At 51.0% G+C, this 12969-nt stretch carries 8 protein-coding genes, 1 pseudogene and 1 CRISPR repeat array; of the genes and pseudogenes, 2 read left to right on the top strand and 7 right to left on the bottom strand.

Annotation, left to right across the window (positions count from 1 at the left end):
• A pseudogene (locus GCWU000341_RS00795) lies at positions 1 to 479 on the top strand (transposase); the annotation flags it as partial.
• 54 nt (positions 480 to 533) lie between these two features.
• Here GCWU000341_RS00795 and GCWU000341_RS13360 read toward each other — a convergent pair.
• The 4 genes from GCWU000341_RS13360 to GCWU000341_RS14425 form a co-directional block, all read right to left on the bottom strand.
• Positions 534 to 701: a hypothetical protein gene (locus GCWU000341_RS13360; RefSeq protein WP_155812539.1), complete on the bottom strand. Its 168-nt coding sequence runs from the start codon at positions 699 to 701 to the stop codon at positions 534 to 536.
• A gap of 1097 nt (positions 702 to 1798) precedes the next feature.
• Positions 1799 to 2437, bottom strand: coding sequence for a helix-turn-helix transcriptional regulator (locus GCWU000341_RS00785; RefSeq protein WP_009213726.1), 639 nt, complete (start codon positions 2435 to 2437; stop codon positions 1799 to 1801).
• Entirely contained in the window at positions 2403 to 3095 is a 693-nt protein-coding gene (locus GCWU000341_RS00780) for a DUF3990 domain-containing protein (protein ID WP_009213725.1), read from the bottom strand. Before GCWU000341_RS00780 ends, GCWU000341_RS00785 begins: the two co-directional genes overlap by 35 nt.
• A gap of 117 nt (positions 3096 to 3212) precedes the next feature.
• Positions 3213 to 3437 carry an IS3 family transposase gene (locus GCWU000341_RS14425; RefSeq protein WP_442852096.1) on the bottom strand — a complete coding sequence of 75 codons (225 nt, stop codon included), beginning with the start codon at positions 3435 to 3437 and terminating at the stop codon, positions 3213 to 3215.
• A 335-nt stretch (positions 3438 to 3772) separates the two neighbouring features.
• On the opposite strand from GCWU000341_RS14425, the gene GCWU000341_RS00775 reads away from it, so the two are divergent.
• Positions 3773 to 5338, top strand: a complete 1566-nt coding sequence (locus GCWU000341_RS00775) for a transposase (RefSeq protein WP_009213723.1) — start codon at positions 3773 to 3775, stop codon at positions 5336 to 5338.
• On the opposite strand, the gene GCWU000341_RS00770 is transcribed toward GCWU000341_RS00775, so the two are convergent.
• The 3 genes from GCWU000341_RS00770 to cas2 all read right to left on the bottom strand — a co-directional run bounded on the left by GCWU000341_RS00770 (position 5339) and on the right by cas2 (position 12884).
• Positions 5339 to 6073, bottom strand: a complete 735-nt coding sequence (locus tag GCWU000341_RS00770) for an IS3 family transposase (protein ID WP_196794776.1) — start codon at positions 6071 to 6073, stop codon at positions 5339 to 5341. It lies immediately after the preceding gene.
• A complete protein-coding gene (locus tag GCWU000341_RS14420) occupies positions 6070 to 6252 on the bottom strand; it encodes a transposase (protein WP_442852095.1) in 183 nt (60 codons plus the stop codon). Before GCWU000341_RS14420 ends, GCWU000341_RS00770 begins: the two co-directional genes overlap by 4 nt.
• 353 nt (positions 6253 to 6605) lie before the next feature.
• Positions 6606 to 12409: a CRISPR direct-repeat array (repeat unit 33 nt; unit sequence ATTTCAATCCACGCTCCCCTCGCGGGGAGCGAC).
• 184 nt (positions 12410 to 12593) lie between these two features.
• Positions 12594 to 12884, bottom strand: coding sequence for a CRISPR-associated endonuclease Cas2 (gene cas2 / locus GCWU000341_RS00765; protein ID WP_009213705.1), 291 nt, complete (start codon positions 12882 to 12884; stop codon positions 12594 to 12596).
• Between the last annotated feature and the right edge of the window lie 85 nt (positions 12885 to 12969).

Raw genomic sequence — 12969 nt, 5'->3', positions numbered from 1 at the left:
CTTATAAGGCTTACAGCAAGCGGTGGGAGATCGAGATCGTCATGCGGTTCTATAAATCCGCCTGCGATTTCGATGAGACCAGGGTCCATGATGGCTACTCCGTCATTGGCAGCGAGTTCTGCGATTTCCTTGCTGCCGTCCTGACCTTCCGCCTGCTGAAGACCTTCGGCCAGGCGGGACTGCTGGAACGCTGCACTCATAAGAAACTGCTTTCTATCCTGGTCCGGGCCAAGAAAGCCCGCCTGGATCAGAGGGACTGGCAGTTGATCCGGATCACCCCTTCCCATACGGTGATCTTTCAGACACTGGGACTACTTCCCAAGCCGGAAGAACCGCCCAAGAAGAAGCGTGGCCGCCCGAAAGGAAGTAAGAATCAGCCCAAGTCCCCGAAAGAGAAATCGGAGCAGCCGGTCGTAAAGCGGAGACCCGTCAGGCCCAAGGGAAGTAAAAACAGACCCAAGTCTACAGGGCAATCATAGTCGACTACATGCCCCCTTGGAGATGTATAGTCTCATTGATTGGGAAAGTTGTAATCAATGGTTTTTATCAAAAAACTTATATCTGTTCAGGAGGATTAAGTGGCAAACTCCGGAGGGACAGATCCCGCAGATCGTGTCGCTGTCGATCTGGTCCCGGGAGCTCAGAAGAGCGGAGCTTCCGCCGTCCGCATAGACGCCGTGATCCGGATAGAGAATCTGCATGGGTTTGCAGCTTCCGTTCCTCTCCTGGCAATACTTGCGCCCCGCTCACGAGGTAATCGGAGCCCCCGGGCGGGTGTTCCTGATAGTATTCATTCACAAGCCGGCAGATTTCCCTCTTCTCCTCATCACTGAGAGGGGGGATGGGTTCTCTCTCTTCGAAAAAGCTGTCGATTAGGGTCTGGGAGAACTGCAGCTCAGGAGCTGTGGAGTCCACGGAGCGGCGTCCTGCGTTTTTCCGCTTTTCGCCTTTTCCGCCCTGGCTCTGACTTGCTTTTCGCTGATCCCGCTCCTTTTCTTTCTGCCCCCGGTATTTTGCGCCCTCTTTTTTCGCCTTATCGAGCTGCGCGATGCGGGGGAGCCCGTGCTTTGGAGCCTCCCATTGAGGCTGGGAAGGAAGGGAGGAAGTGGATCTAGCAGCATCAGAAGTCGAGAAACCCGCCTCCGAGATTTTTCCCCTCCCGGCGGAATCCTGCCTTTTGTTTTTTGCGGTATCCGACAGCGACAATTTTCCGTTCTTCGAGGGTTTTCGGCTGGACATAATGATCTCCAAAAATGCACAGGGCGGGCTCCCCGGGTGAGATGGAAATCCTGAGCTCCTGCCGCCCTGTGCAAAAGAAAGAATGGTTTTAAGCAATCGGGAAAGCGGCTTCCTCACTCTCCGAAGATCTCGAGGAGACGCGGCCCGAAGCTCGGCCGGGAAGACGGAAAAGCTCCGTCTGTTTTGGGACTTTCAGACTGTCCCGAAGGAAAGCCGATATCAAAAAACAAGGGGGAAGCGGCAAAGGACCGGATGAAAAAGGACCGTACCGGAGACCCCGGCATTACAGATCGAAAAGCTTTAAAAAGCTCCCGGGAGATATCGGCTCCAAAAGCTGCCGTCGACAGTGAAAAACGAATTCGTTATCCCTAGTATAAGGGATGGAAAGAGCTAAAGCAAGTGCTGAAATTATTTTCGTGAAAACAGCGTTTTTTCAGGTATTTTGCCATGGGAAAAGCACAATTTCTCTTCCGGAGTGGTAGAGAATCACCGACAGCGGCACAGACGATAAGCCGATCTTACTTCAGGCTGATATCCACCCTGACTGTTTTGAACTTTCTTACTTTTCTATCAGGTCCTCCATGCTGCAGCCCAGTGTCTTTGCAATGCGGTACAGTGTTTCCGCACCGGCCTTGTTGATGTCCTTTCGGCGCTGCTCGTACATCTGGATGGAGCGGAGCGTTGAACCGGACTGCTCCGCAAGGGCGGCCTGTGTGCAGCCGTAGGCTCTGCGGATGCGTTTCAGATTGGTATCCTTGAAATGTTCTCTGATCCTCTCATCCGCAATGTCCGCGAATTTAGAAATATCGGCTTCATGGAGCGTATAGTACATTCTCTGAAGCTCATCAAAGGATAGTGCTTTGAATATTTCGGAATAGCTTCTCGCCGAATACCATTGGTAATAGGCCACGGCCCAGCCGATCCAGTATTCCCTTGAGCAGCCGAGCTTCCCCGCAGGCTCTGCGCCAAGGCTTTTTCCTGTAGTCTCAAGCATCACGTCCAAAGCAAGCTCTATCCCGCTTTTACCCGCAAGAACGGACGGCTCGCCGTTTTCCATGCGTCGGCTTATCGTGCTTGTGATAAAGAGCTTAACGAAATCCTCACCGGGTATTCCGCAGGCGTTCACAGCGTAGTCGAAGGCATCGCCCAAGGCGGCCTGTGCCTTACTCAGATAGATTTCTCGGTATGCGCGGGTCATCGTTCGCAACGCCTCCTCTCATGATATCCTGTATATACAGACCGTCCGCCTCTTCCTCAAGAATATTCAGATAGGCCTGATTGGCATCGTCACCCCTTGCCTTCCGAAGGACGTAATAGGCATCCTTTTCCGCAGCCTCAAAGCCCTCATACTTGATTTTTGAAAAAGCGAATTTTGACTTGATCACGATCTGCTCCCCCAGCTTTCCGAGGCGCATGGCGCACGAAAGCTGCTCCACAGTGATTGCGTTGTTTAAAAACGCTTCTGCGTAATCAAAATAGGAATCATCGGCTCTGTATCCCGTGATTAGATCGTAAGCATTGACGTCGACTCCAAAATTGTCGATCAGATAGGATTTAGCTCTTCTCGCTACGGGTGTCTTAATGGAAAACAGTCGGTGTGCAACAAGGACTGCCATCCAGTTGAGTATGGTATAATCCGGGCTGTTTAGCTTAAGAATGTTCAGAAACTCCGTGTCCAGCGTATATCGGTTGGAAAATCCGTCTCTCAGAGAAGAAACCGCCCATTCCTTGGCAAGGTCGTTGCTTTCGGTGCAGTAAAAGCCAAGCCCGAAATCATTATTCTTTCGCCCTTCTCCGAAGGTCGGTATTTCTACGATCTGCTTTGAGCCGTGGTATATCGTCAGCAGTTTATCCATTTTAAATCCCTCCGCTTTTTTAATTATATCACTACAGTGATATAATTAAAAGAACGATGGATGCATTACGCCAAAATAACGATCTCCAAGGTGATGCTTAGGGGGTGCGGACATTTTTTAGACAGCCGCCCCCAACTCCTTTCTATACTGAAGAGGACTGAGTCCTCCGAGTGTTGATTTGATTCGATCTGTGCAGTACCAGCGAATATAACTGTCGATCTCATATTTTAACTCAGCAATCGAACAGCCTTCCCAACTGCGGTTATAGAACATCTTGTTTTTTAGATGTCCGAAGAAGCCTTCACAGGCAGCGCTGTCTGGGGAACAGCCTTTTCTCGACATAGATCTTGGGAGTCCTGCGTCATTAACTATTTTGATCCATTCCGGCCATCGGTAATGACATCCGCGATCTGAATGGATCATGGGTTTCTCTTCCGGATCCAGTGTATTAATACTTCCCCAAAATTCCGGACTATAGGAACAGGTCCGAAATCCGGGATTTGCTAACGATTATAGCCGAAATTCAGGCGCCGGACGAAAAAGGTGTCCGGCAAATCGCTGCTTTTCGACTGTTTGAGGAGCCTTGTACCCCAAAGTTCTTTGACAAAATGTGTATAAAAGCCTTCAATATATAGTCCGTATATGATATTATAGGACTATATTCAGGAGGCAGTTTTATGGCTGTTCCTGCTGAGATCCGGGCCGTGCCAAGACCGGTCAATACTGTCGTCGATGATAATGGCAAAGACGGCCCAAAGCGTTATGCAGTCCGCCAGAGAGGTGTTTCAAAATACGTCTCCGGCGGAAACCCGCAGCCTCACAATGGTAAAGTGATCGGACACATCATTGACTTTAAGTTTGTCCCGATCGAATCCAATGTGAGAGACAGGGAAGCTTCTCCATCAATGCTTTCCTATGGAGCATCAGCGCTGGTCAAATCCGTCACCGGAGACATTTTTGAGGATCTACTGAAGGTCTATGATCCATCGGATGTCTATGCGATGATGTCCATCGCAACGCTCCGCGTGATCCGGCCCTCCATCGCATCCAACAGGTTCTCGACGCATTACAACCGCACTTTTGTATGCAGGGATTATCCTGGTGCGGCGCTTTCAAAGAATTCTGTCGGCAGTCTGTTCCAGCGGATCGGCATCGACGGCAGCAAGCGGAAAAAGTTTTATCAGCTCCGCTTGCTTCGGACCGTCAAGGATCACCACATCGCTATTGATGGGATGCTGAAGCAGGACAACAGCATCGTTAATGATCTGTCTGCTTACTCCCGTAAAGCGAGAGTACGCAGCTGCCGTGAGGTCTCTGTTCTCTATGCCTATGACATTGAGAAGATGGAACCGGTATGCGCCGAGGTGTTCCCCGGAAACAGCATCGATGCCAGTTCCTATCCGGCCTTTATCCGTGACAATGATATCCGCAAGGGGATCATCGTTGCCGACAAAGGCTTTCCGCCCAGCAAGATAAGGGATGAGCTTCGGGAGCGCCCGGATCTTCACTTCCTTACTCCAATCAAGCGGAATGACGTACGCATTTCTGACAATGGAATGCTTTCTTTTGAAGGCATCCTTGATGGAATCGATGCGCATGTCGTCTACAAAAAGAAACCGATCAAGGGCGGGCGGTTCCTGTATGCCTTCAAGGACACAAAGAAAGCAGGCTGCGAAGAGGCTTCTTACCTGGCAAACGCCCAGAAGAAAAATACCTTTTCCCCCGAGAAGTACGCCATCAAGAAGGACCTCTTTGGCGTGATCGTCTTGGAATCCGATCAGGACCTTGATCCAAAGACCGCCTACCTTTGCTATGATGATCGGTGGCTTCTGGAAGTGGTATTCAACCGTTACAAGAACGATGAATGCCTGGACCACACCGACTGCCGGGGCGACTTTTCTGTGATGGGAAGCGAGTTCATCAACTTCCTCTCTACAGTTGCCACCTGCAGGATCATCAGGAAGGCAGGGAAAGCCGGCCTTCTCGATAACATGTCCTATGCAGAACTGATGGACGACCTTTCCTCTGCATGGAGACGGATAGATTCCCCGGCCGAACCAGCAACAGACGACGGCTGCTGGGTGCATACCCTCAAGACCGTATTTGCTGAGCTGGAGGCTCTTGGATTATCCAAACCGGTTCCAAAACCAGAACCTAAGAAGCGTGGGCGCAAGCCCAAGCCGAAGGACCCGGCAACTATGAAGCCGAAACGTCCGCGGAAGAATCCATTACCTGCCGGCTAGCTATAGTCCGGCAGATCGGGAAACTATTAGTGTATTGACAGCATCTCTCAGCATTGCGTTTACCAGATTGCCATTAGGAGAGACTTCCATCCTCCAACTGACAGGCATTCCATCAAAACAGTCAATGACAGGGGACAGATATCCCTTCCCGGACGGAATGGAAAACTCCGTGATATCCGTGAGCCACTTTTCATTCGGTTTATCCGCATGAAAATCACGATTGAAGAGATTCTCCGGGGCCATGCTGAGTTCACCCTGATAAGAGTTGTATTTACGTCTCCTGCGTATCTTGACAACAAGGGATTCCTCCTTCATGATTCTGCGGACGATCTTTTCGGAAACAATTGTTCCCTTCTGCCTCAGAGGCTGATGGATTTTTCTGTATCCATAAACACATCCGTTGTCCTGAAAAGCCTTGATGATTCGGCTCCGCAGTTCGCGGTATTTATCATCTGCCCGTAATGCAGCCTTCTGATAATAATAGCTGCTTCCAGGGATTTCCAACTTAAAGCAGAGTTTTGGCAGTGAGTATTTATTCTTCAGGGCGCCGATGATCACTGCCTTCTCTCTGTTCCTGAGAACTGTCTGATCGACGCCGGGGTCTTTTTTTAAGACATGGATTGTCTCCTTTAGGATATCGATCTCCATCTGCATATCAAGCATTTTTTCTTTCAGATCCTCGATATTGTCCACCGCCTGAAGATCGGAGGGAGTCGTTTTCTTTGCTTTTTTCATGTTGAAGCAGATTCCTTTTCTCTGTAAGACCGCAGCCATTGATATACAATGGACTCAGTGTATCCGATATCTTCTGCTATTGATCTTACAGGCTCGCCATCAAGCAGGCAACGACGAATTGCCTGCTCCTTCCATTCGGCTGTTGCTTGCTTATAGTGTCGAACATGTGGCTTAGATATAAAGCATTGGATTTGAAAGATATCCCAGTGTTTGTTTGACCGTATTTGCCGAGCCCGCTATGCTATATAATGTCAGTGCGACGATAATCTGCTCCTTGGTGTACCTCATCTGTTCTCACAAGGGTATCAGGTATCATGGTGTCCAGGTTTTTGTCCGCACCCCCATCCCCTCGCGGGGAGCGACGTAAGCTCCCCCACCTCGATGATCCACTGCCCCTATTTCAATCCACGCTCCCCTCGCGGGGAGCGACGGGCCCCCGTTTCCTGAGAGAGCGAATAAAAACCGATTTCAATCCACCTCCCCTCGCGGGGAGCGACTCTTAAAGAGGATATACAATCATACTTGCAACAAAATTTCAATCCACGCTCCCCTCGCGGGGAGCGACGATCCGCACGACACACTCGACGCGGTGCAGCTTAAATTTCAATCCACGCTCCCCTCGCGGGGAGCGACCAAGTTCTCGCTTTCCTGATACTCTCCATCTCCAATTTCAATCCACGCTCCCCTCGCGGGGAGCGACCACCGCTGCAGATCGTCCGTAGGAGCACCGGACAATTTCAATCCACGCTCCCCTCGCGGGGAGCGACGAGACTTCCTGTCACATCGATTCCGAATTTTCAATTTCAATCCACGCTCCCCTCGCGGGGAGCGACTCTTCCGTCGGCCGTCCTTTTGTTAAATCATCCATGATTTCAATCCACGCTCCCCTCGCGGGGAGCGACTTCATGACTTTCAAGATTGCATCATCGTTGTATTATTTCAATCCACGCTCCCCTCGCGGGGAGCGACGGGATATTTTGCCAATACCGCTTCCGCTGGATATATTTCAATCCACGCTCCCCTCGCGGGGAGCGACAATCCTCTCCCTTAAGATTCCTCGCGGAGGCAAATATTTCAATCCACGCTCCCCTCGCGGGGAGCGACGAAAGCTATCGAGGCTTCTATTAGTCAATAAATACATTTCAATCCACGCTCCCCTCGCGGGGAGCGACTCGCGGCAGCACTCCTTGCAAAGACGGAGGACCTATTTCAATCCACGCTCCCCTCGCGGGGAGCGACTTGCAGGGGATGAAGGCCGCAAAGGCAGAAAGGAATTTCAATCCACGCTCCCCTCGCGGGGAGCGACTAGGCTGTCCTATGGGGAGTTACTGGGGGAAGAATTTCAATCCACGCTCCCCTCGCGGGGAGCGACAGTCGTCAAGATATCCTGCAGCTTGCTCTTGATCTATTTCAATCCACGCTCCCCTCGCGGGGAGCGACGGGAAGACGATGCACAAGTGGCGTCGGAGATCACAATTTCAATCCACGCTCCCCTCGCGGGGAGCGACCGAAGAGATGAGAAAATGGATTAGCTGTAAGGAATTTCAATCCACGCTCCCCTCGCGGGGAGCGACATATACGGCCCTTGAATGGGATCCGAATAATCTAAATTTCAATCCACGCTCCCCTCGCGGGGAGCGACGGTATTCCTCATGGTAAGAGAGTACAATACTTTGCTATTTCAATCCACGCTCCCCTCGCGGGGAGCGACCTCAATAAAAAATTAGACAAGGCATCGCTGTCTGTTATTTCAATCCACGCTCCCCTCGCGGGGAGCGACGCGAAGAGATGAGAAAATGGATTAGCTGTAAGGAATTTCAATCCACGCTCCCCTCGCGGGGAGCGACAGTTCTACGCGCTTCATTAAAACTTTCCTGCGGTATTTCAATCCACGCTCCCCTCGCGGGGAGCGACATTCGGATCTCAAAGCCTTCATCGGCAAAAAAGGTATTTCAATCCACGCTCCCCTCGCGGGGAGCGACTTGCGGGGGATATTCTTGAAAACATGCGTTCATGGATTTCAATCCACGCTCCCCTCGCGGGGAGCGACATGGGCGCTTCCCTGAAGCTGGAAGTCCTCTATGAATTTCAATCCACGCTCCCCTCGCGGGGAGCGACGCTATGCTTTGGCTTCGGAACTGGAAGCAGAAACATTTCAATCCACGCTCCCCTCGCGGGGAGCGACGGGCTACGGTAAAACACAGTACCCCTATCAGTGGATTTCAATCCACGCTCCCCTCGCGGGGAGCGACAGCTATTATGATGACGGGGATATCCGCATTGTGATTTCAATCCACGCTCCCCTCGCGGGGAGCGACTTAAATATTCACAAGTTTAGTGATAAATATATCCATTTCAATCCACGCTCCCCTCGCGGGGAGCGACATTTACGGAATACCTATATTGCGGGAGATATCCTTATTTCAATCCACGCTCCCCTCGCGGGGAGCGACATCGGCCCATATTTATTCTTTTTACAAAACGATAATTTCAATCCACGCTCCCCTCGCGGGGAGCGACAAATATAAAGTAACATTCAAGGAAATAAAGGATGTTATTTCAATCCACGCTCCCCTCGCGGGGAGCGACTCACAGAAGCTTATCCCACTATACGAAGGGTATTATTTCAATCCACGCTCCCCTCGCGGGGAGCGACTCTGATTGAGCTTGCTACACGCCTGAAGGAGGAGATTTCAATCCACGCTCCCCTCGCGGGGAGCGACCCAGTGCTAGTTTTGACGATGGATGGGTATGTTTATTTCAATCCACGCTCCCCTCGCGGGGAGCGACGATATTACAAATTCGGTCTATGGACATGCACTCTTAATTTCAATCCACGCTCCCCTCGCGGGGAGCGACGGGATTCGCTTCTGATGGATGCCATGAGCGGAGAATTTCAATCCACGCTCCCCTCGCGGGGAGCGACTGAGGCCGGTCTCTATACCTTAGTCCTCAGTTCCATTTCAATCCACGCTCCCCTCGCGGGGAGCGACGGATCGGTAAGGATCTGATCTGCGAGGTACTTGAATTTCAATCCACGCTCCCCTCGCGGGGAGCGACAAATTTGCTCCCCCTAATTGCCTTAACGACTTGATATTTCAATCCACGCTCCCCTCGCGGGGAGCGACTGCGGGGGATATTCTTGAAAACATGCGTTCTTGGATTTCAATCCACGCTCCCCTCGCGGGGAGCGACGCGAAGAGATGAGAAAATGGATTAGCTGTAAGGAATTTCAATCCACGCTCCCCTCGCGGGGAGCGACATATGACGATATATGCGAAGACTGGGAGACACGGATTTCAATCCACGCTCCCCTCGCGGGGAGCGACCAGGAGCGGATTTCCCCGTACTTTAGTCCTCCGCGATTTCAATCCACGCTCCCCTCGCGGGGAGCGACGTTGATGCAGAGATTTATTGATCGCGAAGGAATCTATTTCAATCCACGCTCCCCTCGCGGGGAGCGACCCTACAAAAAACGGATCGAGGTCCAGAATCGGGAATTTCAATCCACGCTCCCCTCGCGGGGAGCGACAAAGGAAATCGAAAAGACCTATCCGAAGGAATTTATTTCAATCCACGCTCCCCTCGCGGGGAGCGACGAGGTGCACAATGTTATCAAATTGCGGACATGATATTTCAATCCACGCTCCCCTCGCGGGGAGCGACGAGGTGCACAATGTTATCAAATTGCGGACATGATATTTCAATCCACGCTCCCCTCGCGGGGAGCGACGAAACACTTATGATTTTAACCAGTTCGGACTTCAATTTCAATCCACGCTCCCCTCGCGGGGAGCGACAATTATAATGCACAGGTTGACAACTACCGGGAGATTTCAATCCACGCTCCCCTCGCGGGGAGCGACATCGTACAATTCACCGAATACGGTACATGTACGATTTCAATCCACGCTCCCCTCGCGGGGAGCGACCTATTAGCTCTTTCGGTAATTCTTTATAAATTCCTATTTCAATCCACGCTCCCAACGTTGCCCGTTGTGACGCCGCTAACATTTCAATCCACGCTCCCCTCGCGGGGAGCGACCTAGACTTCTATTTGTTAACAAATATGAACAACATTTCAATCCACGCTCCCCTCGCGGGGAGCGACCATATAGCACAAAGTTCCGAATATATTTATCACTATTTCAATCCACGCTCCCCTCGCGGGGAGCGACTTAAAATTGCTTCCATAAAAGCTTACTCCATTGTATTTCAATCCACGCTCCCCTCGCGGGGAGCGACGATAACAGATTCCCCGCCGATTGCAATCTTTCCAATTTCAATCCACGCTCCCCTCGCGGGGAGCGACTCTATTAGCTCTTTCGGTAATTCTTTATAAATTCCTATTTCAATCCACGCTCCCCTCGCGGGGAGCGACGGAAATAGGTATTGGTATAACCTCCAGCGGCATTATTTCAATCCACGCTCCCCTCGCGGGGAGCGACTCTATTAGCTCTTTCGGTAATTCTTTATAAATTCCTATTTCAATCCACGCTCCCCTCGCGGGGAGCGACGGCAAAAGTGCTCAAACTTGTGCCGATTCCTAAAGATTTCAATCCACGCTCCCCTCGCGGGGAGCGACATAGCAACATGCTACAATCGGAAAACCGATTGTAATTTCAATCCACGCTCCCCTCGCGGGGAGCGACCCCGAAAATTCGGAAGAAATCCTATCAACTTTCTGTATTTCAATCCACGCTCCCCTCGCGGGGAGCGACAGAGATCGATAAAGTATCATGTCAATATCACAGGATTTCAATCCACGCTCCCCTCGCGGGGAGCGACAAAATGCACAAAAGAGGAGCCGGGAACTTGAAGGATTTCAATCCACGCTCCCCTCGCGGGGAGCGACCCACGGGAAAAGACGTTGATTTAGAACTTATGCCAATTTCAATCCACGCTCCCCTCGCGGGGAGCGACAGGTTTAATTTCTGTCTACTTGTCTATTAGGGGATTTCAATCCACGCTCCCCTCGCGGGGAGCGACCATATATTTCGCAAACAGATCATCTAGTTTCTGTATTTCAATCCACGCTCCCCTCGCGGGGAGCGACGAAAGTTGATAGGATTTCTTCCGAATTTTCGGGAATTTCAATCCACGCTCCCCTCGCGGGGAGCGACAATCGGCATCCCGAATACGACAGAGGATAAAAAAATTTCAATCCACGCTCCCCTCGCGGGGAGCGACAAAATGTATCAAAAATGTATTCTTTGGACTCGACATTTCAATCCACGCTCCCCTCGCGGGGAGCGACTGTATAATGGAGGCACATCTGATATGTACCTCTTGATTTCAATCCACGCTCCCCTCGCGGGGAGCGACGCCAAACGTTTTCTATGGCGGGGACTTCATTGCCGTATTTCAATCCACGCTCCCCTCGCGGGGAGCGACCTCCGCGGGTTACTCCTCATAGTCATCTTAACTATTTCAATCCACGCTCCCCTCGCGGGGAGCGACCATTTACCGCGAGGACAACAATTTCATCGCTAGATTTCAATCCACGCTCCCCTCGCGGGGAGCGACCTGTCCAGCGACGCCTTAAATCCATTTAACGCGATATTTCAATCCACGCTCCCCTCGCGGGGAGCGACGATCATGCCAAAGGGAGATCTCTATCAGACCCTTAATTTCAATCCACGCTCCCCTCGCGGGGAGCGACTGTGCCCTCCCAAGTGCTCATGTAAGGACTTGATAAATTTCAATCCACGCTCCCCTCGCGGGGAGCGACGACAAAAGAATCAGCACAGTGACAAAATCTACTGTATTTCAATCCACGCTCCCCTCGCGGGGAGCGACCGCGTATTGCGGCCCCGTGCCCTCTCAAATATTCATTTCAATCCACGCTCCCCTCGCGGGGAGCGACGTATGCCTTAAGGTTAGTGTCTCCCTTAATCTTAAATTTCAATCCACGCTCCCCTCGCGGGGAGCGACTACAAGTACCATAATTGTCTTGCCATACTCATTACATTTCAATCCACGCTCCCCTCGCGGGGAGCGACTGTCCGCCTTTTTGGTATTACCGTTTGGCAAAAATTTCAATCCACGCTCCCCTCGCGGGGAGCGACCATTTACCCTTTGCGGGGAATCTTATCACTCTCATTTCAATCCACGCTCCCCTCGCGGGGAGCGACTGTCTCCGCGGTTACTCCTCATAGTCATCTTAACTATTTCAATCCACGCTCCCCTCGCGGGGAGCGACAGATACCTGGCCGGTCCCGTATATTAGTCTGTCAATTTCAATCCACGCTCCCCTCGCGGGGAGCGACCGTTAAGGGTAATGTCCATTATATGGGAGTTTTTATTTCAATCCACGCTCCCCTCGCGGGGAGCGACAGTGAAACAGATGAATATTACCTCTTGTTTCGTGATAAAAATAGCATGTTTTCCGCGATATGTACAGCGAAATCGATAAACCCTTTTCTTAAGCCGCGGTTTCGAACGCGATATGTTCATTTTTTTTAGTGCGAATCCTTCGGTCATTTCATGATCTCTTCACTCTCGCACCAAAATATCGAGATTAGAAAATTAAGGCTTCCTCCACTTGGATTCCCTGCTTTCTCCCGATATGCTCTACTTTGCCTTTATAAGAGTTCCCGAGATTATAAAAGCGCAGGCTGTCTATTTTCTCATCAATGATTTCTGCAAGAATATTTTTCAACATCATATACTCCGCGTTATTCAATATACATTCAAACACTGAGTTCTGCACCCTGCTTCCATAATTCACGCATTCTTTGGCGATCTTCCGGAGCCGTGTCTTCCCTGCAGACGTCTCTGTATTGACATCGTAGCACACTAGTATCATCATACTTTTCCTCACATTCCGTGCAGGCGGATCCTGTCTGCTTCACCAAAAAGAAATTGTTTGACTGTTTGAACAGCCTAGATGAAAT

The sequence above is a fragment of the Oribacterium sp. oral taxon 078 str. F0262 genome (assembly GCF_000160135.1).
Classification (GTDB): domain Bacteria; phylum Bacillota; class Clostridia; order Lachnospirales; family Lachnospiraceae; genus Oribacterium.
The sequence above is the reverse complement of the archived record's forward strand: the minus strand, read 5'-3'. Positions and strand labels throughout refer to the sequence as shown.